At 72.9% G+C, this 25,380-nt stretch carries 21 protein-coding genes, 1 pseudogene and 1 riboswitch; of the genes and pseudogenes, 7 read left to right on the forward strand and 15 right to left on the reverse strand.

The annotated features are described in order from the left end of the window. Nucleotides 1-23: 23 nt before the first annotated feature. Nucleotides 24-422 (forward strand): hypothetical protein, encoded by a 399-nt coding sequence (locus AB0P17_RS30375; RefSeq protein ID WP_365815748.1) that lies wholly within the window; start codon nt 24-26, stop codon nt 420-422. Between the two features lie 7 nt (nt 423-429). Here AB0P17_RS30375 and AB0P17_RS30380 read toward each other — a convergent pair whose 3' ends face one another. After that, on the reverse strand, nt 430-1,602 hold the full coding sequence (locus AB0P17_RS30380; protein ID WP_365815750.1) for an acyl-CoA dehydrogenase family protein: 1,173 nt from the start codon (nt 1,600-1,602) through the stop codon (nt 430-432). A 385-nt stretch (nt 1,603-1,987) separates the two neighbouring features. On the opposite strand from AB0P17_RS30380, the gene AB0P17_RS30385 reads away from it, so the two are divergent. Continuing rightward, nucleotides 1,988-3,262, forward strand: coding sequence for a glycoside hydrolase family 18 protein (locus AB0P17_RS30385; RefSeq protein ID WP_365815752.1), 1,275 nt, complete (start codon nt 1,988-1,990; stop codon nt 3,260-3,262). 136 nt (nt 3,263-3,398) lie between these two features. Here the strand turns inward: AB0P17_RS30385 and AB0P17_RS30390 are convergent, their stop codons facing one another. Then, complete coding sequence (locus AB0P17_RS30390; RefSeq protein WP_365815754.1) at nt 3,399-4,076, reverse strand: TetR/AcrR family transcriptional regulator; 678 nt, start codon at nt 4,074-4,076, stop codon at nt 3,399-3,401. 203 nt (nt 4,077-4,279) lie between these two features. Between AB0P17_RS30390 and AB0P17_RS30395 the strand changes: the two genes are divergently transcribed. After that, nucleotides 4,280-5,284 carry an alpha/beta hydrolase gene (locus AB0P17_RS30395; protein ID WP_365815756.1) on the forward strand — a complete coding sequence of 335 codons (1,005 nt, stop codon included), beginning with the start codon at nt 4,280-4,282 and terminating at the stop codon, nt 5,282-5,284. A 22-nt stretch (nt 5,285-5,306) separates the two neighbouring features. Here AB0P17_RS30395 and AB0P17_RS30400 read toward each other — a convergent pair whose 3' ends face one another. Then, nucleotides 5,307-6,674 carry a peptidase C39 family protein gene (locus AB0P17_RS30400; protein ID WP_365815758.1) on the reverse strand — a complete coding sequence of 456 codons (1,368 nt, stop codon included), beginning with the start codon at nt 6,672-6,674 and terminating at the stop codon, nt 5,307-5,309. 395 nt (nt 6,675-7,069) lie between these two features. Here AB0P17_RS30400 and AB0P17_RS30405 point away from each other — a divergent pair, with 395 nt between their 5' ends. Continuing rightward, nucleotides 7,070-7,699, forward strand: coding sequence for a hypothetical protein (locus tag AB0P17_RS30405; RefSeq protein ID WP_365815760.1), 630 nt, complete (start codon nt 7,070-7,072; stop codon nt 7,697-7,699). A 361-nt stretch (nt 7,700-8,060) separates the two neighbouring features. After that, a complete protein-coding gene (locus AB0P17_RS30410; RefSeq protein WP_365815762.1) occupies nt 8,061-9,995 on the forward strand; it encodes an AAA family ATPase in 1,935 nt (644 codons plus the stop codon). Between the two features lie 158 nt (nt 9,996-10,153). Here AB0P17_RS30410 and AB0P17_RS30415 read toward each other — a convergent pair whose 3' ends face one another. From AB0P17_RS30415 to AB0P17_RS30465, 11 genes and pseudogenes are all read right to left on the reverse strand, one after another. After that, the gene (locus tag AB0P17_RS30415) at nt 10,154-11,257 is read right to left on the reverse strand and encodes a hemolysin family protein (RefSeq protein WP_365815764.1); all 1,104 of its coding nucleotides are present in this window, start codon (nt 11,255-11,257) and stop codon (nt 10,154-10,156) included. Further along, nucleotides 11,254-12,735: a hemolysin family protein gene (locus AB0P17_RS30420; protein ID WP_365815766.1), complete on the reverse strand. Its 1,482-nt coding sequence runs from the start codon at nt 12,733-12,735 to the stop codon at nt 11,254-11,256. Before AB0P17_RS30420 ends, AB0P17_RS30415 begins: the two co-directional genes overlap by 4 nt. Nucleotides 12,736-12,980: 245 nt before the next feature. Then, nucleotides 12,981-13,436, reverse strand: coding sequence for a PH domain-containing protein (locus AB0P17_RS30425; protein WP_365815768.1), 456 nt, complete (start codon nt 13,434-13,436; stop codon nt 12,981-12,983). 72 nt (nt 13,437-13,508) lie between these two features. Then, nucleotides 13,509-14,357 (reverse strand): ATP phosphoribosyltransferase, encoded by an 849-nt coding sequence (gene hisG / locus AB0P17_RS30430; RefSeq protein ID WP_365815770.1) that lies wholly within the window; start codon nt 14,355-14,357, stop codon nt 13,509-13,511. 107 nt (nt 14,358-14,464) lie between these two features. Continuing rightward, nucleotides 14,465-14,737, reverse strand: a complete 273-nt coding sequence (locus AB0P17_RS30435) for a phosphoribosyl-ATP diphosphatase (RefSeq protein WP_365815772.1) — start codon at nt 14,735-14,737, stop codon at nt 14,465-14,467. An 8-nt stretch (nt 14,738-14,745) separates the two neighbouring features. After that, nucleotides 14,746-15,258, reverse strand: coding sequence for a 6,7-dimethyl-8-ribityllumazine synthase (gene ribH / locus AB0P17_RS30440; protein ID WP_365815774.1), 513 nt, complete (start codon nt 15,256-15,258; stop codon nt 14,746-14,748). A 75-nt stretch (nt 15,259-15,333) separates the two neighbouring features. Beyond that, nucleotides 15,334-16,722 carry a bifunctional 3,4-dihydroxy-2-butanone-4-phosphate synthase/GTP cyclohydrolase II gene (locus AB0P17_RS30445; protein WP_365815776.1) on the reverse strand — a complete coding sequence of 463 codons (1,389 nt, stop codon included), beginning with the start codon at nt 16,720-16,722 and terminating at the stop codon, nt 15,334-15,336. Next, the gene (locus tag AB0P17_RS30450; RefSeq protein ID WP_365815778.1) at nt 16,719-17,369 is read right to left on the reverse strand and encodes a nicotinamide mononucleotide transporter family protein; all 651 of its coding nucleotides are present in this window, start codon (nt 17,367-17,369) and stop codon (nt 16,719-16,721) included. The genes AB0P17_RS30445 and AB0P17_RS30450 overlap by 4 nt, the downstream gene beginning before the upstream one ends. Then, on the reverse strand, nt 17,366-17,986 hold the full coding sequence (locus AB0P17_RS30455) for a riboflavin synthase (RefSeq protein ID WP_365815780.1): 621 nt from the start codon (nt 17,984-17,986) through the stop codon (nt 17,366-17,368). Before AB0P17_RS30455 ends, AB0P17_RS30450 begins: the two co-directional genes overlap by 4 nt. 189 nt (nt 17,987-18,175) lie before the next feature. Next, nucleotides 18,176-19,219, reverse strand: a pseudogene (ribD, locus tag AB0P17_RS30460) (bifunctional diaminohydroxyphosphoribosylaminopyrimidine deaminase/5-amino-6-(5-phosphoribosylamino)uracil reductase RibD); the annotation flags it as partial. A 184-nt stretch (nt 19,220-19,403) separates the two neighbouring features. Further along, nucleotides 19,404-19,534: riboswitch (FMN riboswitch) on the reverse strand. 197 nt (nt 19,535-19,731) lie between these two features. Beyond that, entirely contained in the window at nt 19,732-20,913 is a 1,182-nt protein-coding gene (locus tag AB0P17_RS30465) for an ROK family transcriptional regulator (protein WP_365815782.1), read from the reverse strand. A gap of 191 nt (nt 20,914-21,104) precedes the next feature. On the opposite strand from AB0P17_RS30465, the gene AB0P17_RS30470 reads away from it, so the two are divergent. Then, complete coding sequence (locus AB0P17_RS30470) at nt 21,105-22,385, forward strand: MFS transporter (RefSeq protein ID WP_365815784.1); 1,281 nt, start codon at nt 21,105-21,107, stop codon at nt 22,383-22,385. A gap of 217 nt (nt 22,386-22,602) precedes the next feature. Then, nucleotides 22,603-24,045, forward strand: a complete 1,443-nt coding sequence (locus tag AB0P17_RS30475; RefSeq protein WP_365815786.1) for a solute carrier family 23 protein — start codon at nt 22,603-22,605, stop codon at nt 24,043-24,045. On the opposite strand, the gene AB0P17_RS30480 is transcribed toward AB0P17_RS30475, so the two are convergent. Continuing rightward, a complete protein-coding gene (locus AB0P17_RS30480) occupies nt 24,024-25,178 on the reverse strand; it encodes a glycoside hydrolase family 6 protein (protein WP_365815812.1) in 1,155 nt (384 codons plus the stop codon). The two genes, AB0P17_RS30475 and AB0P17_RS30480, sit on opposite strands and share 22 nt — an antisense overlap. Nucleotides 25,179-25,380: the final 202 nt, after the last annotated feature.

The following is a 25,380-nucleotide window of genomic DNA, read 5'->3' on the forward strand; positions in this document are numbered from 1 at the left end:
CCCACCCGAGGGGGAATGTCTCCATGCAGAGTCTTCAGCGCGCCGGACGTACCGAGCCGGTTCCCGTCGATCTCGACGACAGTGACGAGATCGATTTCTACGACACCTTCGAGATGTACCGGGTCGTCTGCCCGGACTGCGTGCAGCCGATCGCGCTCCTCGCCGACGAGGGGACCCTTCCGGAGCACGCGCTGTGCCCCACCCCGTGGAACCCCTTCGTGCTGTCGGTGTGCGCCGGTACGGGCCGCGCCGCTTCCGAGGCGCGGCCCGCCGACGCGTCGCACGAGCCCCAGGAGCAGGAGACCGGGCTGCTGCTGACGCTCCCCCAGGGGCTCGACTGGCGTACCCAGCCCTTCTCGCACGTCGGCGGACCGGGCTCGCGCCCGTTCAAGGTGCGGTCGCTGCCCCAGCGCGCCGCCTGAGGTTCCGTCAGCGGGTCTCCGGGCCCGCGAGATGGCGTGCGATCACCATCCGCTGGATCTGGTTGGTGCCTTCGACGATCTGCAGCACCTTCGCCTCGCGCAGATAGCGCTCCGCCGGGAAGTCGGCCGTGTAGCCGTAGCCGCCGAGTACCTGTACGGCGTCGATGGTGATCTGCATGGCCGCGTCGGTGCAGAACAGCTTGGCCATGGCGGCCTGTTGGGAGAAGGGCCGCCCCGCGTCGCGCAGCCGGGCGGCCGCGAGACAGAGCGAGCGTCCGGCCTCGATACGGGTGGCCATGTCGGCGAGCAGGAAGCGCAGCCCCTGGAAGTCCGCGACGGGCCTGCCGAACTGCCGCCGTCCGGTGGCGTAGGCGACGGCCTCGTCCAGTGCGGCCTGGGCGACGCCCACGGCGCAGGCGGCGATGCCGAGGCGGCCCGAGTCGAGCGCGGAGAGTGCGATCGCGAAGCCCTGGCCCTCCTCGCCGAGCCGGCGGTCGTCGGCCACCCGTACGCCGTCGAAGTGGAGTTGGGCGGTGGGCGAGCCCTTCATGCCCATCTTCTTCTCGGGCGGGGCCGCGCTCAGCCCCGGCGCGTCGCCGGGCACGAGGAACGCGGTGATGCCGCGCGCGCCGTCCCCGCCGGTCCGGGCCAGCACCGTGTAGAAGTCCGCGACACCGCCGTGGGTGATCCATGCCTTGGTGCCGGTGATGACCCAGTGGTCACCGTCCCGTACGGCCTTGGTGCGGAGCGAGGCCGCGTCGGAGCCGGCGGCGGGTTCCGAGAGGCAGTACGCGCCGAGCAGGCCGCCGGTGAGCATCGCGGGCAGGTGTTCGGCCTGCTGGGCCTTGGTGCCGTAGCCGGCGAGGGCGTGGCAGGCGAGGGTGTGGACGCTGACGCCGAGACCCACGGTGAGCCGGGCGGCGGCGAGCTCTTCGAGTACCTGGAGGTAGACCTCGTACGGCTGTCCCCCGCCGCCGTAGGCGGTGTCGTAGGGGAGGCCGAGCAGGCCGGATCCGGAGAGCAGACGGAAGAGTTCGCGCGGGAAGTGCCCGGCGTCCTCCTCCTCGGCGGCCGTGGGGGCGATCTCCCGTCGGCTGATGTCGCGTACGAGGGCGATGAGGTCCTGAGCCTCATCGGTGGGCAGCAGACGGTCCACCGGTCGCGGGGCGCGGTCGGACATGGCGGCGCTCTCCTCCCTGTCGGGCGCTGCGGCGAACGCGCGCGGGGTGTGCGTCACGTCGCCGGCACGGGTCCGGGGATGGCCCCGGACAGGTCGTTCCTGCCTCGCCGATGCTGCCCTGCCGGATCACGGCGTGGGCTGATCATCAGCTGTGGCGCGTTGAGTATGCCCGATCGGCGGGGCTTCGTCACGGGTCGGCGATCACGCACCGACGCGGCCGTGCGGCGTTCGCGGAGGGAAAGCGGGTTGGTACGAACCATTGACCACACTGGTCTAGTCCTTCTAACGTTCCCCCTCAACACACCTGACATTCCTGCCCGGTCGGCTCCGTGGCAGGATCCCGACTCCCCCCACTTGTCCTTCCTCTCCCCCACGAGGAGACTCCATGCTCAGGTTCCACCCTTCCCGTTCCCGCTCCCGCTTCCGGGCGCTGACCGCCGCGGCGTGCACCGCCGTTCTCGGCGTGACGCTGCTCTCCGGGGCGGGCACCGCCTCGGCGGGCGAGACCACCGAGGCACCGGCCGCGTCCGCTGCCGCGGCGGCCGCGCCGGCCCGGGCCGCCGGGGACAAGGTCATCGGATACTTCACCAACTGGGGTGTCTACGACCGCAATTACCACGTGAAGAACATCGAGACGTCCGGCTCGGCCGACAAGCTCACCCACATCAACTACGCCTTCGGCAATGTCACCGGCGGCAAGTGCACCGTCGGCGACGCGTTCGCGGACTACGAGAAGGCGTACACGGCCGACCAGAGTGTGGACGGCGCCGCCGACACCTGGGACCAGCCGCTGCGGGGCAACTTCAACCAGCTGCGCAAACTCAAGGCGATGCACCCCGGTCTCAAGGTGATCTGGTCCTTCGGCGGCTGGTCCTGGTCCGGCGGCTTCGCGGAGGCGGCGAAGAACCCGGCGGCGTTCGCGCAGTCCTGCCGCGCGCTGGTGGAGGACCCGCGCTGGGCCGATGTGTTCGACGGGATCGACATCGACTGGGAGTACCCCAACGCCTGCGGGCTGACCTGTGACAGCAGCGGCCGCGACGCCTTCAGGGACGTGGCGGCGGCGCTGCGCGGCACGTTCGGCTCCGACCTGGTGACGGCGGCGATCACCGCCGACGGCACGGACGGCGGGAAGATCGACGCGGCGGACTACGCGGGCGCCGCGCAGTACCTCGACTGGTACAACCCGATGACGTACGACTTCTTCGGCGCCTTCGCCGCGCAGGGCCCGACCGCCCCGCACTCGCCGCTGACCTCGTACGCGGGCATCCCGACCCAGGGCTTCGACTCGGACACCGCGATCACCAAACTCAAGAGCCTCGGCATCCCGTCCGAGAAGCTGCTGCTGGGCCTCGGCTTCTACGGGCGCGGCTGGTCCGGCGTCGGCCAGGCGGAGCCGGGCGGCACCGCGACGGGCGCGGCGCCCGGGAAGTACGAGGCGGGCATCGAGGACTACAAGCTCCTCAAGGACCGCTGCCCGGCCAACGGCACGGTCGGCGGCACCGCGTACGCCCACTGCGGCGACCAGTGGTGGAGCTACGACACCCCGGCCACCATCGCCGGGAAGATGGCGTACAAGGACCAGCAGGGCCTGGGCGGCACCTTCTTCTGGGAGCTGAGCGGGGACACCGCGGACGGCGAGCTGATCAAGTCCATCGACTAGATCCCGCTCCATACCGACAGATCCCACTGGATCCCACGGGATCCCGCACCAGTACGGCCCCGGAACGCGCCGGGGGCGGGGCGCCCGATCGGCCCCCGCCCCCGGCGTCCGGGTTTTTCTCTCCGTACGCCGGGCTCTACGGCGTGTCCTGCCCGGGGCCGCGGCCCGTGAACGGGACCCATTCGAGGTCCTGGGGCGGGGCCGGGCACTCCGGCGCGAACTCCTCGATGGTGTTGAGGGTGTGCCGCAGCATCCGGACGAGCAGGTCACGCGGGATCTCCCGGCGCAGCTCGTCCCGGTGCTCCAGCCATTCGAGCGTGAGCCACTCGACGCTGCTGAGCCAGCCGAGCAGGGCGAGCCGCGCGATCGGCGGGATGTCGTCATGGCCGTAGGCGCCCTGGGCGACCGTGGCGACCAGGCCGGTCCTGACCGCGTCGCGGATCGCCTGGACCTGGGTATCGAAGCCGACGCCGCCGGTGACGATGGTGCGGTAGGCCGCCTCGTTGTACTGGGCGAAGCGCAGATACGCCTCGACGGTGCGCTGTACCCGCTGGGTGCGCGGCAGTTCGGCGCCGTCGGAGGCGAGCGAGACGAGTTCGGCGACCGAGTCCTCGACGATGGCGAGGTAGTAGCCGCGCTTGTTCTTGAAGTAGTAGTAGATCAGTCCTTTGGCGACGCCCGCGTGCTGCGCGATGTCGTCCATCGACAGCGCGTCGTACGAGGTGTCGGCAAACAACTTCCGGCCGGTTGCGATGAGTTCGGAGCGCCGTACCTGTGATCGCAGGGACGGTCCACGCTGTTGACTACGATTCAAAATCCGCGTCCTGGTCTCCGGCTGCCACGGTGTTCCCCCCGCGGGAATCCTCGCAGTATTGCAGAGTGGACGCGGGGTACCACAGTGTGGTCGGCGGAGGGCTCGCGCGAAGGTGCGGTTTTGCCGGACCAGCAACAAACCTTGCGGGCGTGGTGGGCCGTGCGAATGATCGTGGGACCACCCACCCCGATCGAGGAGCGGCGATGTCAGCGATGTCGATGGATAACCCGGCTGTACGGCACCGGCTGGTGGACGTGCCCGGCGGCCGGATCCATCTCGCGGAACAGGGCACCGGTCCGCTGGTCCTGCTCGTCCACGGCTTCCCCGAGTCCTGGTACTCGTGGCGCCACCAGCTTCCGGCGCTCGCCGCCGCGGGGTACCACGCCGTCGCCGTCGACGTACGCGGCTACGGGCGCTCGTCCAAGCCGGCCGATGCGGCGGCGTACCGGATGCTCGCCCATGTCTCCGACAACGTCGGTGTGGTGCGCGCGCTCGGCGCGGAGAGCGCGGTGGTCGTCGGCCATGACTGGGGCTCCCCCATCGCCGCCAACTCCGCGCTGCTCAGGCCCGATGTCTTCACCGCCGTGGGAATGCTGAGCGTCCCGTACTCACCGAGGAACGGCTTCCGGCCGAGCGACGCCTTCGGGATGCTCGGCGGGGCGGAGGAGTTCTACATCAGCTACTTCCAGCGGCCCGGCCGGGCGGAGGCGGAGATCGAGCCCGATGTACGGGGATGGCTGGCCGGGTTCTACGCCGGCCTGTCGGCCGACACGATGCCGCCGGCCGGCGAGGAGAGCCTCTTCTTCGTGCCCGAGGGGGCGAAGCTCTCCGACCGCTTCCCCGCTGGCCGGCTGCCCTCCTGGCTGACGGAGGCCGATCTCGACGTCTACGCGGGCGAGTTCGAGCGGAGCGGGCTGACGGGGGCGCTGAACCGCTACCGCAACGTCGACCGGGACTGGGAGGACCTCGCCGCGTGGGACGGGGCACCCGTCCGTCAGCCGTCGCTCTTCATCGGCGGCACGCTCGACGCCTCCACCACCTGGATGGCGGACGCCATCGCGGCGTACCCCACCACGCTGCCGGGCCTGATCTCCTCGCACCTTCTCGACGGCTGCGGCCACTGGGTGCAGCAGGAGCGCCCCGACGAGGTCAACGGGCTCCTCGTGGAGTGGCTGCGCTCGCTGCCCGCCTCCCCGCACCGTCCGTGATCCGTCCGCCGGCGCTCCGCCCTCAGAGCAGGCCGACCGCCCGCAGCGCCCGGCACTGCGCGGCGGACGGCTTCGCGGGCCAGTAGACGTAACAGACCCCGCCCGTACCGGAGGCGACCTTGCCGGAGGCGTTGTACCGCTTGGTGCGGAGCCAGATCGTCTCCCACTCGGCCCGGCGGTAGACCCGCCGCACGGCCGGATTGCTGGGCGAGGCGGGGTCGTTGGCGATCACATCGCCCTCGGCCGTGAAACCGATGACCGTCATGAGGTGGCCCGAGGTGCCGTAACCCGCCCCCGTCAGCTCCTCCTTGAGGAAGGACTGCGAGGTGATGGCGGGGATGCCCGCGCCCACCAGCGTCTCCACGTCGGCGAGCGAGCCGAGCCGGGTGACGGCGGAGCTCAGCTCCCGGTACGTGGCGGCGTACGCGGCGTTGAAGGGCCAGTTGCCGCACCCCTCGTACTGGTAGTCGTAGGTGTACCGGGCCGCGTGGCAGACCTGCGGATCATCGAAGTCCGGGTTCACCCAGGCGAGTTCCCCGGCGGTGGGGACACGACCCCAGTACTCGATGATCATCTGCGAGGAGGTGGGGCTGCACCACGCCTCACCGCCGTTGTCGTACTCGGGGTACTGCCCGATGTGCGTGTTCTGCGAGTAGCGCGGCACGGTCAGCTCGCGCGCGAGCCCCGGCGTCGACGCCGGGACGGTGAACCGGTCCGGGATGTCGGAGGCCATCGCGCCGATCCGGTGGACCACCGGGGTGAGGCCGCTGCCGGGGGCGCGGTGGAGGGTCAGGCGCAGCCGGTACGCGACGAGGCGCGTACCGCTCGCCGCGTCGTCCACGGCGAAGGTGTCGGTCCAGATGGAGCTGCGGCCGTCGCTCTGGCCGTCCAGGGAGGTGCGCCGGATGTCGCCGTCCCCGTCGCCCGAGGTCCAGCGGCCCATCACGTACCACGGGGTGTCGGTGCCGTCCCCGTACCGGCCGCGCAGTTCGACCTGGAGCCAGGTGCCCGCGGGGGTGGACGCGTTCCAGGAGGCGATCACCTCGGTGGCGGGGACCTTCGGGTGGTGCAGGGGGGAGGTCCAGGTGGCGTACTCCCACGTGGTGGTCTTCCCGGTGTGCGGATCGGCGTACGTGGTGGAACCCGCCGGGGTGGCCATGACCAGCGACGGCCGGGCGCCGGAGACGGCGCGGACCCCGTTCGCCGCACCGGCCCGCCAGTCGGTGTACGAGGTCCAGAACGCGTTGTCGACGAGCGGCCCCGCGGGGGCGGCGGGAGCCCCGGGGGCCGCCTCCGCGGCGGCGGCCGGCAGGGCCGCGCCCGTCCCGGTGGCGGCGGTGACCGCGAGCGCGGCGGCGAGAACGGTTCTGCGCGAAGGGGGACGGGGCATCGGAACCTCCGGTCGACGGGCGGAGAGGCGGAGAGGCGAAAAGCCGGACGGCAGTCGTCCACTATCGCGGCTCCCCGCGGGCTTCTGCCAGCGATTCGCAACGCGTCGCCCGACCAATATTGGTCTGCGCCAGTGGCATGACCTGGGGCGGCCGGGGCACCACTCCGGGCGCCCCGGCTCGTGGACGGCGCAACGCGCCACCCCAGTGCCTCGCTCAGCTCGTACGCTGGGCCGTGTGACTCCTCCCCTACCGATAAATCGGAGGGGCTTCACGCCGGTCCTGACAATCGGCCCCGGACAAGCCCTGCCCGCTGCCCGCAGGCAGGAAAACAACCTACTACGGCGCCTCGCGCCGCCTTCGGATACATCCGGAGGTTCCCTCGAAAGATGGCCGTATGGATGACCTCACCGCCGTGGCCGCGCGGCTGCGCGACCTGCCGCCCTCCTGCGGTCCGGTGCGGCTGATCGCCGTGGACGGTCACGCCGGCTCGGGCAAGAGCACCTTCGCGGCGCGGCTCGCGACGGCGCTCGGCGGCGCACCCGTGCTGCGGCTGGACGACGTGGCCAGCCACGAGGAGCTCTTCGCGTGGCTGCCCCGGCTGACGGCGCAGGTCATCGAGGCGTTCTCGCGTGGCGAGGCCGCGCGGTACACCCCGTACGACTGGACGCTGCGCCGCTTCACCGCGCCGCGCGTACTGCCCGCCGCCCCGGTGGTCGTGGTGGAGGGGGTCGGGGCCGGCCGGCGGGCGCTGCGGCCGTATCTCGCCGGGCTGTTCTGGATGGAGCGGGGCGCCGAGGAGTCCTGGGAGCGGGGGCGCCGCCGGGACGGAGCGGCGCAGTCCGCCTTCTGGGACGGCTGGACGGTGGCGGAGACACGCCATTTCGCGACGGACCCAACTCGTCCCTTTTCCGATGCTCTGGTACATGAGGGGCACGAGGGGTACGTGATACGCCCGGCATCTCGCGCGACCGCGAGGCAGGACCAAACCATCACCCACCGTGACCGGTTGATGCCGCCATACTGAGCAGTCGGAAATCGACGCGCACCGAGTACCCAACTCGGCTTGACCAGCGGGCGGGACAGGTCTTACGTTCTTAATGTGCGGCTTTTTGGAGCCGCCCCAGACGCGAAGCCCCCGGTTGTTCCCCCGTGATCGGGGGCTTCGTTCTGCCCTCTTCGCCGCGTTCCCGGCCCCGTACCGCCTCACCCGCTCACCCTGGGTCACCGCGCGACCCGGTGCGCGGCGCCCTTAGTCGCACACACTCTGCGCAGGTACGATGCCTGTGAGTGCGGTCAATTCCCGTCCGCGTCATGGTGGTTCAGTACGCTGCCGACGGGCGCCCGCCCGGCGGGACATCACGGGGGCACGGTTTGTGGGGGACCTGATGGATATCGGCACGCAGGGCACGGGCGCCCCGGCCGACCTCGCCTGGGTGCGCGGGGTGGACGCCTACACCATGGGGGCGTACCCCCAGGCGGAGGAGGAGTTCAGGACAGCCGTCCGGCTCGATCCCGGGATGGCCGACGGCTGGCTCGGGCTGCACGCGCTGCGCGTCGAGACCACCACCGCCCTGCTCCACATGTACCGCCATCGCGACCGCTTCGGCGAGCAGCGCACCCGCCACCGCCGCACCCTGAACTCGTGGTACTGGCTGGGCTGGTGGGTCCAGCCGGTCCTGGAGAGCGGGCGCGACCTGCGGCTGGCGCACGCCTCGCACTGGCTGGACGGCCGCCATGTGCCCGAGCTGGACCGGGCGTTGGCGGGGCTGCCGCCGGTGGACACCGATCCGCAGGTCCGCTTCCTGCACGCCTGCCGCGCCTATCTGGTCAAGGACTGGGAACAGCTGTGCCGCCATACGGAGCAGCTCGTGCACGATCCGCTGCTCGGCATCGAGGCAGGTCTCTTCGGCGGGATGGCCCGGGTCAGGCTGGAGATGTTCGGCCAGGCCGAGCCGCTGCTCGCCACCGCGCTGATGCGCTGCCGCAGCGAGCAGCCGCAGCGCAAGGAGCTGCGGTACTGGCTGGCCCGCGCCCACGAGGGCACCGGGCGCAGCGCCGCCGCCCTGCCGCTCTACCGGGCCGTGCACCGGCTCGACCCGGCGTTCATGGACACCGCGGCGCGGCTCGCGGCGATCACCGACTCCGACGGGTACGACGGCTACGAGGGCCCCGACGATCCGCTGGGGCTGGCCTCCGTGTCGCTGGCCGGGCTCGGCCAGGACGCGGCGGACGTGGCCGAGGCCCAGTCCCAGGCGCAGTCGGGGAGCGAGCCGGAGGGGCCGCTCGGCTCCGACATCCTGCTCGGCCGGGAGCCGGCGCCGCCGCTCGGCGGCGGCGGTCCGCCCGTCGCGCCCGACGCGCTGCGGGAGAAGCTGCCGCCTCCGCCCGAGCAGCCGACGGCGCCGCGTTTCCCCGAGGGGCCGACGGATCCGGCGCTGCTCGCCGAGGCGCTGGCCGAGCTGGAGCGGATGGTCGGGCTCGAACCGGTGAAGCGCCAGGTGAAGGCGATCTCCGCGCAGCTGCGCATGGCGCGACTGCGGGCCGGTCAGGGTCTTCCGGTCCAGCCGCCGAAACGTCACTTTGTCTTCTCGGGCCCCTCGGGCACCGGCAAGACCACTGTGGCGCGCATCCTGGGACGGATCTTCTACGCGCTCGGGCTGCTCGGCGGGGACCATCTCGTCGAGGCGCAACGGGCCGACCTGGTCGGTGAGTTCCTGGGCCAGACCGCCGTCAAGGCGAACGAGCTGATCGACTCGGCGATCGGCGGGGTGCTCTTCGTGGACGAGGCGTACAGCCTCTCCAACTCCGGTTACAGCAAGGGCGACGCCTATGGCGACGAGGCCCTTCAGGTGCTGCTGAAGCGCGCCGAGGACAACCGTGACCACCTCGTGGTGATCCTGGCGGGCTATCCGGAGGGCATGGACCGGCTGCTCGCCACCAACCCGGGGCTCTCCTCGCGCTTCACGAGCCGGGTCGACTTCCCGAGCTACCGGCCGCTCGAACTGACCGCGATCGGCGGGGTGCTGGCCGCCGAGAACGGCGACGTGTGGGACGAGGAGTCCGTGGACGAGCTGCGCTCGATCAGCGGGCACGTGGTCGACCAGGGATGGATCGACGAGCTGGGCAACGGCCGGTTCGTCCGGACGCTGTACGAGAAGAGCTGCGCCTACCGCGATCTGCGGCTGTCCGGCTACAGCGGTACTCCTACGCGCGATGACCTGGCCACGCTGCGGCTGCCCGATCTGATGCAGGCGTACGGCGAGGTGCTCTCGGGGCGCGGCCCGGCGGGCCGGAGCCCCCAGGACCCGACGGGTACATGACCCGCCGGGTCCCGGAGGCGGCCGGGTCCCGGGGCTCCGGGTCCCGGGGCTCCGGGTCCCGGGGCTCCGGGTCCCGGGGCTCCGGGTCCCGGGGCTCCGGGTCCCGGGGCTCCGGGTCCCGGGGCTCCGGCCACCGGGCACCGGCCAGCGGCCGGGATTCAGCGGGCCAGGACCTGGGAGGCCTGGTCCGTGCGCTGCTCGCCGACGAGGGTCGCCCGGGGGACGGACGCCGCCCGGTGGGAGGGGTCGCGTACCTCCCCGACCAGCATTTCGAGGACGTCCTCCAGCGCCACCAGGCCGAGCACCCGCCCGGACGCGTCCGCGACCTGGGCGAGATGGGTGGCCGCGCGGCGCATCACGGTGAGGGCGTCGTCCAGCGGGAGTTCCGCGCGGAGGGTCGCCATGGGCCGCCAGATGTGCTGGGGCACGGCCCGGTCGGCCATCTCCAGATCGAGGACGTCCTTGACGTGCAGGTACCCCATGAAGGCACCGCCGCCCTCGGCGCACACCGGGAAGCGGGAGTAGCCGGTGCGTACCGTCAGCTCCTCGATCTCCCGCGGTGTGACCGCCGGGTCCACGGTGACCAGTGAGGCGCGGGTGAGGAGCACGTCGGTGACCGGGCGGCTGCCCAGTTCCAGCGCGTCCTCCAGCCGCTCCTGCGCCTCGGGTTCCAGCAGTCCCGCCTGTCCCGAGTCCTCGACGAGCCGGTTGAGCTGCTCGCTGGTGAAGACGGCCTCCACCTCGTCCTTGGGTTCGACGCGGAAGGCCCGCAGGACGAGCCGGGCGCAGGCGCCGAGGCCCGCGGTGACCGGCCGGCAGAGGCGGGCGAAGCCGACCAGGCCGGGGCTGAGCCACAGCGCGGTCTTCTCCGGGGCGGCCATGGCGAGGTTCTTGGGGACCATCTCGCCGATGACGAGGTGCAGGAAGACGACGAGCGCCAGGGCGATGACGTATCCCAGGGGATGGATCAGGCCCTCCGGCACGCGCATGGCGTGGAAGACGGGCTCCAGGAGCCGCGCCACCGTCGGCTCGGCCACCGCGCCGAGCGTCAGGGAGCAGATGGTGATGCCGAACTGCGCGGCGGCCATCATCTGCGGCAGGTTCTCCAGCCCGTACAGCGCCTGCCGGGCCTTGGCCGAGCCGCGCGCCGCGTGCGGTTCGATCTGGCTGCGGCGTACGGAGACGAGGGCGAACTCGGCCCCGACGAAGTAGCCGTTGGCGAGGACGAGGAGAAGGGCGAAGACGAGTTGCAGCACACTCATCGGACGGCCTCCACGGGCGCGGGGGCCTGCGCGGAGACCTCGGCGGAAGCGCCCACGAGGACATCGGCCGCGGTGGCGGCGGGTCCGTCGGGGGCCTTGCCGGGCGGCGCCCCGGTGCGGACCGGCGGCGCGGCCGGGTGGTCCGGTACGGGTCCGGCCGGTCCTTCGTCGGTCAGCCGTATCAGCCGGACCCGCTCGGCCCGGTAGCGGTCCACCTGGCGTACGGAGAGCCGCCAGCCGGGCAGCTCCGCGCGGTCGCCGGGGGCCGGGATCCGGCCGAGCAGATCGGCGACGAGCCCGGCGAGGGTCTCGTACGGGCCCTCGGGGACGTCGAGTCCGATGCGCCGCAGGGTGAGGACGCGGGCGCTGCCGTCGGCCTCCCAGGCGGGCCGGCCGTCCACGGGGTCGACGGGGGCGAGTTCCGGCCGTCCGTCCCGCGCGGCGTCGTGCTCGTCGAGCACCTCGCCGACGAGTTCCTCGACGATGTCCTCCAGGGTGACGACCCCGGCCGTACCGCCGTACTCGTCGACCACGGCGGCTATCGGCTGCTCGTTGCGCAGCCGCGCCAGGAGCTGCTGCACCGGCAGGGTCTCCGGGACGAAGAGGGCGGTGACGGCGATCCGGCCGACCGGGGTGCGCAGCCGCTCCGCCACGGGGACGGCGAGCGCGTCCTTGAGATGCACCATGCCGATGATCTCGTCGATGCGCTCGCGGTAGACGGGGAAGCGGGAGAGCCCGGTGGCCCGGGTGAGGTTGAGGACGTCCGCCGCCGTCGCGTCCGCCTGGAGGGCGCTGACCTTCACCCGGGGGGTCATCACGTGCTGTGCCGTGAGCCGGCCGAGGGAGAGGGTCCGTACGAACAGGTCGGCCGTGTCCTGTTCGAGGGTGCCGGCCTGCGCGGAGTGGCGGGCCAGGGAGACGAGTTCGCCGGGGGTCCTGGCCGAGGCGAGTTCGTCGGTCGGCTCCACGCCGAGTATCCGCACCAGCCGGTTGGCGACGGCGTTGAGCAGCGAGATCACCGGCCGGAAGACGGTGGCGAAGAGGTACTGCGGGCCCGCCACGAACCGCGCGACCTGGAGCGGCCGGGAGACCGCCCAGTTCTTGGGGACGAGTTCACCGATCACCATCTGGAGGGCGGAGGCCAGCAGCATGCCGATGACGACCGCGATGCCGGAGACGGCCCCGGCGGGCAGTCCGGTCGCGGCGAGCGGCGGGCCGAGCAGGTCGGCGAGCGCCGGCTCGGCGAGCATGCCGACGACGAGCGAGGTGATGGTGATGCCGAGCTGGGTGCCGGAGAGCTGGAAGGAGAGTTCCCGCAGGGCTCTGACGACGGTACGGGCGCGGCGGTCGCCCTCGGCGGCGGCGCGCTCGGCGTCGGGGCGGTCGACCGTGATGAGGCCGAACTCGGCCGCCACGAAGAAGCCGTTGGCGAGGATGAGAAGGAACGCTGCGGTGAGCAGCAGAAGGGGGATGGTCATGCCGCCGCCTCGTCGAAGGGGGCGGCGCAGGTACTACCGGACGATCCGTCCATTGCTGGAGGGAGTCACTCCTCGGGTCGCAGGATGCCCCGCGGGCCGTCGACGGCCGTCTGATGCGGGGCGGGGCGCACCTGGCGCCTCCGTCACCAGAGTAATCAAGACAGGGGCCGGACGGACAGGACCTGGCGACCGGTCACCGCCGCGCGGCCGGTGTCCCGGTGGCTGCCGGAGAGGTCCGTCGCTGGTCAGTCGTGGTCCCGCGCGGCGCGGGACTCGGTGAGGTCGCGCAGCGCGCGGGCGTCGCGGATGGCGTGCGCCTTGGCCACGCCCGGCTGAATACCGAGGACGGGCAGGCTGCTGCCGTCGCTGAGGTCGAGGAAGACCCAGGGGTCGCCGGGCCGCAGATTGACGCGCAGGATCTCGGCCCATTCCAGCCGGCGGGTGCGGGTGAGATTGACGACCGTCACCCCCGTGTCGTCGGCGACGACCTTCGGACGGCTGAGCAGCGCCAGCACGCCGAAGAACAGCAGCGCGGTGAGGATGAAGCTCAGCCGCTCCCCCGTGCTCAGCTGTTCGAGCACCAGGCCGATGGCCGAAATAACAACAAACATGACCGTGCCGACGGACAGCAGCACCGTACGGGTGGCGGTCGGCCGGAACGTGACCGGCAGGGCGGGTACGGCGGGGGCGGGCACGGACATGGCGGGTCTTCCCGGGGTGGTGGCCGGAGGCCCCGGGGGCCTCCGGCGGGACGGTTCGGCGGCGGGAGCCGGTCAGAGCCGGCAGGCGTGGATGGCCGTGGTGAGGATGGCGCGGGCGCCCAGCTGGTAGAGGTCGTCCATGATCCGCTGGGCCTCCTTGGCCGGGACCATCGCGCGGACGGCGACCCACCCCTCGTTGTGCAGCGGGGAGACGGTCGGCGATTCGAGCCCCGGGGTGAGCGCGACGGCCCGCTCCAGGTGCTCGGCGCGGCAGTCGTAGTCCATCATCACGTACGTACGGGCCACGAGGACGCCCTGGAGGCGGCGCAGGAACTGCTGCACCTTCGGCTCCGCCGCGTCGGAGCCGGTGCGCCGGATGACGACCGCCTCCGAGGTCATGATCGGCTCGCCGATGACTTCGAGGCCCGCGTTCCGCAGCGAGGTGCCGGTCTCCACCACGTCCGCGATGATCTGGGCGACGCCCAGTTCGATGGCGGTCTCGACCGCGCCGTCGAGGTGGACGACGGAGGCGTCGACGCCGTGGTCGGCGAGGTGCTGGGCCACGATGCCCTCGTACGAGGTGGCGACGGTCATGCCGCCGAACTCGGCGACCCCGGTCGCCGTGCCCGGCTTGGTGGCGTAGCGGAAGGTGGAGCGGGCGAAGCCGAGCGGCAGGATCTCCTCGGCGTCGGCCTCCGAGTCCAGCAGCAGATCGCGGCCGGTGATGCCGATGTCGAGCTTGCCGGAGCTGACGTAGATCGCGATGTCGCGGGGGCGCAGGTAGAAGAACTCGACCTCGTTCTCCGGGTCGACCAGGACGAGTTCCTTGGACTCCTTGCGCTGCTGGTATCCGGCCTCATGGAGCATCGCCGACGCAGGCCCGGAGAGTGAACCCTTGTTGGGGACGGCGATGCGCAGCATGAGGTCTTGTTCCTTCGTGCGGAGGGTGGGCGGGACAGGCGTACAGCGGGACGAACGGTGTGGAACAGGTGGGTCGGTACGCGTACGGAGCGGTACCGGGGCGATGCTCAGAGATGGGCGTACACGTCGTCGAGGGAGATTCCGCGCGCCACCATCATCACCTGGACGTGGTAGAGGAGCTGGGAGATCTCCTCGGCGGCGGCTTCCTTGCCCTCGTACTCGGCGGCCATCCACACTTCGGCCGCCTCCTCGACGACCTTCTTGCCGATGGCATGGACGCCCTTCTCCACCAGTTCGGCGGTGCGGGAGGTGGCGGGGTCGCCGTGGGCGGCCTTCTGCTGGAGCTCGCTGAACAGCTCCTCGAACGTCTTCTTGGACATGGTGACGCTCACTTTACGCGGCTGGACTCACTCGACCGGCGCCAGGGTTCGGCGATGGTGCGCAGGGTGGTCGCGGTCGCGACGGCGGCGGTCACCGCCTCGTGTCCCTTGTCCTCGTGGGAGCCTTCGAGACCGGCCCGGTCCAGGGCCTGTTCCTCGGTGTCGCAGGTCAGTACGCCGAAGCCGATGGGAACCCCGGTGTCCACGGAGACCTGGGTGAGGCCCTGGGTGACGCCCTGGCACACATAGTCGAAGTGCGGGGTGCCGCCCCGGATGACGACCCCGAGCGCGACGACCGCGTCGTAACCGCGTCCCGCGAGCACCTTGGCGACGACGGGCAGCTCGAAGCTGCCGGGCACGCGGAACAGCGTCGGCTCGTCGATGCCGAGGTCGGACAGGGCGCGCAGGGCGCCGTCGACGAGACCGTCCATGATCTTCTCGTGCCACTGCGCCGCGATCACGGCGACCCGGAGGTCTCCGCAGTTCTTCACGCTCAGTTCGGGTGCGCCCTTGCCGCTCACGTCTCTCCTCGGATGCTGTGCTGCTGGTCGGGGTGGTGTGCCGGCCGTACGTCAGCCGTGGCCGGCCGTACGGTCCTACTGGTTGCCGCAGGTGGAGGCGCCGACGGCGTCGAGCCACGGCAGGTCGTGGCCCATCCGGTCGCGCTTGGTGCGCAGGTAGCGGAGGTTGTGCTCGCCCGCCTGGACGGGCATCGGCTCGCGCCCCGTGACCCGCAGGCCGTGTCGGACGAGGGCGGTGGTCTTGTCGGGGTTGTTGGTCATCAGCCGCAGGCTGCGCACCCCGAGGTCGTCGAGGATCCGCGCGCCCGCCGCGTAGTCGCGGGCGTCGGCGGGCAGCCCCAGCTCCAGGTTGGCGTCCAGGGTGTCGTGGCCCCGCTCCTGGAGTTCGTACGCGCGGAGCTTGGAGAGCAGGCCGATGCCGCGCCCCTCGTGGCCGCGCAGGTAGACGACGACGCCGCGGCCCTCCGCGGTGACGCGCTCCATCGACGCCTGGAGCTGGGGGCCGCAGTCGCACCGCTGGGAGCTGAAGATGTCGCCGGTCAGGCACTCGGAGTGGACGCGCACGAGCACGTCCTCGCCGTCGCCGAGCTCCCCGTGGACGAGGGCGACGTGCTCGACCCCGTCGACGGTGGAGCGGTATCCGTACGCGGTGAAGTCACCGTACGCGGTGGGCAGGCTGACCTCGGCCTCCCGGCGGACCGTGGGCTCCTCGGTGCGGCGGTACGCGATCAGGTCCTCGATGGAGATGATCGTCAGGCCGTGCTTGCGCGCGAACGGGACCAGCTCGGGCAGCCGCAGCATCACCCCGTCCTCGCCCGCGATCTCCACGATCGCGCCGGCCGGGCGCAGCCCGGCGAGCCGGGCGAGGTCGACAGCGGCCTCGGTGTGGCCGTTGCGCACAAGAACGCCGCCGGACCTGGCGCGCAGCGGGAAGACATGGCCGGGGCGGACGAAGTCGCCGGGCTCCGCCTCGCCCGAGGCGAGGAGCCGGAGCGTGGTGGCGCGGTCGGCGGCGGAGATCCCGGTGGTGACGCCGTGGGCGCCCGACGCGTCGACGGTGACGGTGAAGGCGGTCCGCATCGACTCGGTGTTGTCGCCGACCATCTGCGGGAGTTCCAGCCGGTCCAGCTCCGCGCCGTCCATGGGGGCGCAGATCATGCCGCGGCACTCGCTCATCATGAAGGCGATGATCTCGGGGGTGGCCTTCTCGGCGGCGATGACGAGATCGCCCTCGTTCTCGCGGTCCTCGTCGTCCACGACCACGACGGGGCGGCCGGCCGCGATGTCGCGTACGGCCTGGGCCACGGGGTCGAGGGAGAGGTCCTCGGCGTGGTCGCGGGACGACCAGGCGAGGCGCGGCGCGTCGGTGCGCGGCGTCCCGGGGGTGTCGGGGTGCGGGATACCGGCCGCCGCCCCGTCGAGGGCGGGGGCGGGGGCGGTGGCGTGGGACGGACGAGTGGTCATGCTGCTGCTCCTTCCAGGGGCATGGCGCCGGCGCGGGAGCGCAGCCACCAGTCGCGCATGCCCCACAGGACGAGGGCGAGGTAGATGACGTAGACGAGGCCGGAGAAGGCCAGCCCGCTGCTGAAGGCGAGGGGGACGCCGACCACGTCGACGAGGAGCCAGGCGAACCAGAACTCGACGAGGCCGCGCGCCTGGGCGACCATCGCCGCGAGGGTGCCGGTGAAGATGTACGCGTCGGGCCAGGGGTTCCAGGACAGTTCGGGTACGGCGACGAAGAGCCCGCCGACGACGAGGGTGCCCAGGGCCGTACCGCCGAGGAGCAGCCCGCGCTCACGCCAGGTGGCGAACCGTACGGCGATCGAGCCGTCCTGCGCCTGTTGTGTGCCCCGCTGCCACTGGCGCCAGCCCCACACGGCGACGCCGATGACCAGGAGTTGCTTGCCGACGCCGCCGCTGAGGTGGGCGGAGGCGTACGCGCCGACGAGGATGACGCCGGAGAGGAGCTGGGCGGGCCAGGTCCAGATGGAGCGCCGCCAGCCGAGGGCGAGCGCGGCCAGACCGATGGTGTTGCCGATCATGTCGGACCACAGGATGTGCTGACCGAAGGCGCTGAACGCCTCACCGTTCAGCCAGGACAGGGTGCTCACCGCGGGGACTCCTCGGCCTGTGCGCGCTGAGCGGGGGTCAGCAGGCGCTCGACGTACTTCGCGATGACGTCGACCTCCAGGTTGACCGGGTCGCCCGGCCCCTTGATGCCGAGGGTGGTCAGCGCGAGGGTGGTGGGGATGAGGCTGATGGTGAAGTGGTCGGTGCCCGCGTCGACGACCGTGAGGCTGACGCCGTCCACGGTGATGGAGCCCTTCTCCACGACGTAGCGGGTCAGGGCGGCGGGCAGGGAGATCTTGACGATCTCCCAGTGCTCGGAGGGCGTGCGCTCGACGATGGTGCCGGTGCCGTCGACATGGCCCTGGACGATGTGTCCGCCGAGCCGCCCGCCGAGGGCCATGGGCCGCTCCAGGTTGACGCGGGAGCCGGCCCCGAGGGCGCCGAGGCTGGACCGGTCGAGCGTCTCGGCCATCACATCGGCGGTGAACTCGCCGTCCCCCGACTCGACGACCGTCAGACAGACACCGTTGACGGCGATGGAGTCCCCGTGGCGGGCGTTCTCGGTGACGACGGGTCCGCGCAGGCGGAAGCGGGAGGAGTCACCGAGGTTCTCCACGGCGGTGACCTCACCCAGTTCTTCGACGATTCCGGTGAACACTCAACGCTCCTTCGTGGCGGTGGTGGCAGTGGTGGCGGTGCCGGTGGTCGCGGCGGGCCCGGCGGGCCGCGCGACGGGGGATCCGGGGGCCGCCGTGCCCCCTTCGGGGATCGCGGTGGCCCTTTCGGGGATCGCGGTGGCCCTTTCGGGGATCGCGGTGGCCTCTTCGGGGATCGCGGTGGCCTCTTTGGGGATCGCGGTGATCCGCAGGTCGGGGCCGATCCGTACGGTCTCCGTCATCCGCAGGCGCAACGCCCCGGCGATCGTGGTGATTCCGGCGTCACCGAGCGCGGCGGGACCCGCGCCGAGGAGGAGCGGGGCGAGATAGCCGACGACCTTGTCGACCGCGCCCGCGGCGACGAAGGAGCCGGCCAGCGCCGGGCCGCCTTCGAGGAGTACGGAACGCACGCCGCGCTCGTGCAGGGCGGCCAGCAGGGCGGGGACGGAGAGCCCCCGGCCCCCGGCCGCGCGGGGCAGCCGTACGGCGTCGGGGAGATGGCGGGCGTCGGCGTCCTCGGCGACGGCGATCAGGGTGGGCGCGCCGCCGTCCAGGACCCGGGCGCCGGGCCGCACGGCGGTGGCCTCGGTGTCCACGACGACCCGCAGCGGCTGGACGGCGCCCTCGATGCCGCGGACCGCGAGCTGCGGGTCGTCCGCGCGGGCGGTGCCGGAGCCGACCACGACCGCGTCGGCCTCGGCCCGCAGCCGGTGCACGTCGGCGCGCGCCTCGGCGGAGGTGATCCAGCGGCTGGTGGCGTCGGCGGCGGCGATCCGGCCGTCGAGGGTGGCCGCGTACTTCCACAGGACGTACGGGCGGCCCCGGCGTACGGAGGTGAGCCAGGCGGCGTTGCCCGCCTCGGCCTCGGCGGCGAGCAGCCCGGGCTCGGCGGTGATCCCGGCGGCTCGCAGGGTGGCGGCGCCCCCGGCGGCCTGCGGGTTCGGGTCGGGGACTGCGTAGTGGACCCGGGCGACCCCGGCGTCGATCAGCGCCTGGGCGCAGGGGCCGGTGCGGCCGGTGTGGGCGCAGGGTTCGAGCGTGACGTACGCGGTGCCGCCCCGGGCCCGGGATCCCGCCGCGCGCAGGGCGTGGACCTCGGCGTGCGGGCCGCCGGCGCGGCGGTGGAAGCCCTCGCCGGCGAGGTGTCCCGAGGCGTCCAGGATCACGCATCCGACGACCGGATTGGGGCTGGTGGAGCCGAGTCCGCGGGCGGCGAGCACAACGGCCCGCCGCATGGCGTCCGCGTCGGTGACGCGTTCGGCTTGGGTGGCCACCCGGGTCCTCCTGCCTCTTCGGGCACGGACTCCGGGGCCTGTCGATGACGACAGAGAAACGGGAACTCACAGGCGAACGCCAAGGCCGGGGAGCCGGCTCGTCGGAGGACGAACCCGCCCGGGGCGGCGTACCGGTAAGAGCCCGCCGCGCACTGCCTCCCATCCGGACTTTCACCGTCGGTCCAGGAATCTCACCTGGTCAACCGGCCACTGGATGCGGCCGGGTCGCGGACTATAACCGCCGGTTCGGAATTGCACCGACCCCGGAGTGCGCTGCTGCTGGTACGCGACCAGTGTGCCACGGCTGATCGTGGGCGTTCCGGGCGAGCGCTGTGGGTTGACTCACAGAAGGGGCGGGAATGCCGCCAAGGGGTTGCGCTCCGCCCCTCCCGCCTGCACCTCCGCACGGGGAGCCGGCCGCCCGGGTATGGGGGACGGCGCCCGTGCGTGGGGCGCGGGCGCCGCCCCTCGTCTCATATGCCGGGCGCGAACAGCTCGTCCTGCGCCGCGTCGCGCGCGGTGAGCAGCGCGCCCCTGAGCACGGCGGCGCCCCCGAGCGCCCCGGGTCTGACCTCGGTCCGGAGTGGGGACATCGCGGCGAGCCGGTCCTCGACCCGGGCGGCCAGCGCCTCGCCGCCCGCGTGGCCGACCTCCCCGGCCAGCACGATCCGGCCGGGGTCGAGAACCGCGGCGACCCCCGCGGCGCCGATGGCCAGCCGGTCGGCGAGGGTATCGAGGAACTTCCCCGCGCCGGGCCGCCCGTCTCCGACGGCGGCGCGCACCAGCGCGGCGGACGGCGGCTCCTGAGGCGCGCCCGGCGCGGGCACGAGCCCGTATCCCTCGGCGAGTTCGCAGACGGCGGCCGACCCCGCCAGGCTGTGGAAGCCGCCGTCGCAGGCCGTCGCCGAGGGCAGTCCCCCGGTGCCGGGCACGGGCAGGAAGCCGATCTCGCCCGCGCCGCCCGAGGCGCCCCGGCGGAGCCGCCCGTCGAGCACGACGGCCGCGCCGATGCCGTGGCCGAGCCAGAGCAGTACGAAGGTGTCCTGGCCGCGGGCGGCGCCGAGGCGCTGCTCGGCGAGGGCGGCGAGGTTGGTCTCGTTCTCGACCAGGAGGGTGGCGGGCAGCCGTTCCTGGAGCACGGCGACGAGCCGCCGGTGCCACTCCGGCAGCCCGGTGGTGGCGCGGAGTACGCCGGTGGCATCGACCAGGCCGGGGGCGCCGATCCCGACACTGTGCAGGGGTACGGGGCCGGCCTGCCGGGCGATGTCCTCCAGCAGCGCCGCGGCCTGCTCGACGGCGGGCTCCGTCGCGGTGTCGCTGCCGATGGGCAGGACTGCTTCGGCGAGGGTGACACCGAGGAGATCGGCGACGACGACGGCGACGCTGTCGGTCCGTACGTCCAGGGCGGCGAGATGGGCGCGGTCGGCGACGATCCCGTACAGCCGGGCCCTGGGGCCGCGGCGGCGGTCGTCGGTCTCCCCGACGACGGTGACCAGTCCCGACTCCTGGAGCCGGTCCACCAGATCGGCGACGGTGGGGCGGGAGAGCCCGGTCATCGTCTTGAGCTGTCCCGCCGTCAACGGGCCTTCCTGCTGGAGCAGTCGCAGGGCCAGCCGGTCGTTGATGGCCCGGGCGGTGCTCGGGGATGCGGCCATGCCGGGATCCTTCCAGACAGCCGCCGGGGCACGGACGTCCCCGGCGGTCCTGAGATGCCTCCCGCCTGTCTCTATTTATCAGGCAGGGTTCCTGATAATTTACTCCCCGCACCTGACGGAGGTGGGTACGGGGTGGGCCCGGGCAACGGGACACCCGGCGGAGCGGGACCCTCAGGGGAGGACGGAACGGCATGCGGACTGAAGCGGCCGGCGACAAGCACGGCAAGCGGCACGACAAGCAGGGGGTGCGGCGGGCCCGGCTCGCCATCGCCGTCGTCTTCTGCGTGCACGGCGCGGTCACCGGCAGTTTCGCCACCCGGGTCCCCTGGATCCAGGAGCACGCCGGTCTCAGCGCGGGGCAGCTCGGGCTGGCGCTCGCCTTTCCGGCGATCGGTTCGGTGACCGCGATGCCGGTCGCGGGGGCGATCAGCCACCGGTTCGGCGCGCGCAACGCGCTGCGGGTGCTGCTCTCCCTGTGGACGCTGGCCCTGGTCCTGCCGTCGCTGGCGCCGAACCTCGTCACCCTGTGCGCGGCGCTGTTCGTCTTCGGCGCCTCGTCGGGCATGTCGGACGTGGTGATGAACGCGCTGGGTCTGGAGACCGAGGCCCGGCTCGACCGGTCGATCATCTCCAGCCTGCACGGCATGTGGAGCACGGGCGCCCTGATCGGGTCGGCGTCCGGCGCCCTCGCGGCCCATCTCGGCGCCGACGCCCGGCTGCACCATCTCCTCGCGGCCCTCGTCCTCACGACGCTCGGCCTGATCGCCTGCCAGAACGTGCTGGACGTACGGAGCGCGCCCGAGGCGGAGGCCCCGCCGAGGTTCGCGCTGCCGCCGCGGTCCGCGCTGCTCATCGGGGTCGTCGGGTTCTGCGCGGTCTTCGCGGAGGGCGCGAGCCTGGACTGGTCGGCGGTCTATCTGCGGGACGTCCTGGACACCTCCCCCGGGGTGGCCGCGGCGTCGACGACGGCCTTCGCGCTCACCATGGCGGTCACCCGGCTCACCGGTGACCGGGTGGTCGACCGGTTCGGCGCGGTACGGACCGTGCGCACCGGCGGGGTGCTCGCCGCGGCGGGCGGTCTGCTGGTGGTCGTCGCGCCACAGCCGCTGGTCGCCATGGCCGGATTCGGGCTGCTGGGGCTCGGGGTCGCGGTGGTCGTGCCGCTCGCCTTCGCGGCGGCGGGGCGCTCGGGTCCCAACCCGAGCCAGGCCATCGCGGGCGTGGCCACCATCACGTACACCTCGGGTCTGATCGCGCCCTCCGCGATCGGCGCGGTCGCCGACGCGACCTCGCTGGTGGTCTCGTTCGGGCTGGTCACGCTGCTCTCCTGCGGTCTGGTCGTGGGCGCGGGGGTGCTGCGTACGGGCGACCGGCGTGCCGCCGCGAACGGGGCAGCCGACGGAGCCCGCGCCCCGGGCGGCGCGCGGACCGGTGACCCGGCGACGGCGTCCGACCCTCTGGGCCCTGCATGAAGTCCTGTCCGAGGACCGCCGGGCGGAGCGGGTCCGGTGGCGGCACTACGATGGGCGCTGATCTTTTTCGGCCACACAGCCGCCCGATCGGCTGAGAGCCTGTCGGGTGACCTCCGACCGGGCGCGGCCGGAGGTCACCCGACAGCCTCCGAGCCCGGTCCGGGCCGTGGCGGCGCCGGCCTTGTGCCGGACGCGACCCAGAAGTGGAGCACCACCCATGAAGCTCGGCGTGCGCTGGACCCTGCACGGAGACGGGCGCACGCCCGCACCGGGCGCCGTCGTCCGCCCCGACGAGCGGCTGTCGTGGCCCCGTACGGCGGGACTCGGCGCCCAGCACGTGGTGGCGATGTTCGGCGCCTCGTTCGTGGCCCCGGTCCTGATGGGCCTGGACCCCAACCTCGCGATCATGATGTCCGGCATCGCGACGGTGATCTTCCTGCTGGCGACCCGCGGCCGGGTGCCGAGCTATCTGGGGTGTTCGCTCTCGTTCGTCGGCGTGGCCGCGGCGATCCGGGCCTCGGGCGGCGACAGCTCCACCGTCACCGGCGCGATCCTGGTCGTGGGCGGCGTGCTCCTGCTGGCCGGGCTCGCGGTACGGCACTTCGGCGCCCGGATCATCCACACCGCGATGCCGCCCGTGGTGACGGGCGCGGTCGTGATGCTGATCGGCTTCAACCTGGCGCCGGTGACGGCCGCCACGTACTGGCCGCAGGACCAGTGGACGGCGCTGCTGGTGATGGTGTTCACCGGCCTCGCCGTGGTCTGTCTGCGCGGCTTCTGGTCCCGGATCGCGATCTTCCTCGGGCTGGTCTTCGGATACGCGATCTCCTGGATCTTCGACCGGGTCCTGGGCCGGATCCACTCCCCGGCGGGCGGCGCCGAGGCCGTCGACCACTGGCGGCTGGATCTGTCGGGCGTCGGCAAGGCCCCCTGGGTCGGGCTGCCGGACTTCCACGGGCCGAGCTTCGAGTGGTCGGCGATCCTGCTCGCGCTGCCGGTCGTGATCGCGCTGATCGCGGAGAACGCGGGCCATGTGAAGGCCGTCGGCGAGATGACCGGCGACCCGCTCGACGACGAGCTGGGCACGGCGATCGCGGCGGACGGCGCGGCCTCGATGCTCTCCACCGCCGTCGGCGGCCCGCCCAACACCACGTACTCCGAGAACATCGGCGTCATGGCCGCCACCCGCGTCTACTCCACCGCGGCGTACTGGGCCGCCGCCGGTTTCGCCCTGCTCTTCGGCCTCTGCCCCAAGTTCGGCGCGATCGTGGCCGCGATCCCGGGCGGGGTGCTCGGCGGCATCACCGTCATCCTGTACGGCATGATCGGCCTGCTCGGCGCGCAGATCTGGACCAACGCCGGGGTGGACCTGCGCAATCCGCTCAACCTGGTGCCGACGGCCGCGGGCATCATCATCGGGGTCGGCGGGGTGAGCCTGAAGATCACCGACAACTTCGAGATCGGCGGGATCGCCCTCGGCACGATCGTGGTGATCACCGGCTACCACGCGCTGCGCGCCTTCGCCCCGGCGCATCTCAAAGGAACCGAAGGAACCAACGGACCCGGCGGACCCGGCGGTTCCGAGGGAGCCGACGGACCCGGCGGACCCGAGGGAGCCGACGGACCCGACGAGCCCGCTCAGCCGGTCGCCAGCTCGTAGGCGTAGTCCGGCGTGAACGAACCCGCCGCCCCCTTGCAGCCGTCCGACTCCCCCGGCAGCTTCACCCACAGGTAGGCGTCGATCCGCGCCTCGCCCGTGTCGGTCGTCGGCGCCCGGCCCAGCGCCCGGCCCGCCGGATCGCACCACTGCCCGGCGGCCGGCGCCCCGTTGCCGTTCCGGCTGGTGTCGATCACCGCGCCGAGCCGGGCCGGGCCGCCGAGCGCGGCCAGCACCCGCCGGGCGTACGCCGCCTCGTCGGCGGTGCGGTGGAAGTTGGAGACGTTGGTGAAGATGCCGTCGCCGCTGCTCGCGGCCCCGGCGGCCCGCAGCAGCGAGGCCTGCCGCTCCGCCGGGTGCCAGCCGGAGTGGCCCGCGTCGAAGTAGACCCGCGCCTTCGGGGCGGCCGCGTGGATCGTCCGGGCCGCGCGGGCCAGCGAGGCGTACCGCTCCGCGCGCGCCGCCGCGTCCAGGCAGTCGGAGAGGGCGACCGAGTCGGGTTCGAGGACGACGATCGACGGTCCCGCGCCGAGCCCCGCCGCGAACTCGGCGATCCAGCCGTCGTACGCCGCGAGGTCGGGCGCCCCGCCCTGCGAGGCGCCCCCGCAGTCCCGGTCGGGGATCGCGTACGGCACGAGGACGGGCACCCGGCCGGCCGCGGCGGCCCCGGCCGTCACCGCGCGCACCTCCCTCGTGACGGCGCCCGGGTTGTAGGCGGCGAACCAGACCGCGGCGGGCCGGTCCGCGATCCGCGACTCGATCAGCGGGCGCCGGGGGTCGTCGCGGTGCGCGGCGACCCAGTCGAGCACCTGGGACGCGGGATGCCGGTAGAGCGCGGCGTCCACGGGCCCGGTGCCCTCCGGGGAGCGGCGCCCGCTCTCCGGCGCGGCGGCCGACGGGGTGCGCGCCACGTCCGTACCGGACGGGCTCGGCGCCGCCGGCGGGGTGCTCGACGGCGGCGGCGAGGACACCGGCGGGGCGACGGCGACCCGGCTGGGTACCCCGGGCAGCGGCGCGAGCACCGGCGACGCGGTGGGCGCGGGCCCGGCCGTGTCCCGCCCGTCCGGTCCCGCGGCGGCGCTCAGCACACCGGTGACGGTGGAGACGACGACCACCGCCGAGGCCGCGACGGCCATGGCGTAGTGGCGCCCGGCCCGGCGCCGTTCGGCCCGTTCGAGCTGAGCCGTGGAGCGCCGCGCCCCTGTTCCCGCCACCTGGACTCCCCCCTTCGCACGGTGCCCGGCCGGGCGAGCGCCGGGCCGGGCGAGCGCGAGCCTATGCCGGTGGGCGGGGCGCACGGGCCCGGATCAGCGGGGTTCACGGCCCCGACCGGGGCAC

This window comes from Streptomyces sp. NPDC088124, assembly GCF_040685895.1.
Classification (GTDB): domain Bacteria; phylum Actinomycetota; class Actinomycetes; order Streptomycetales; family Streptomycetaceae; genus Streptomyces.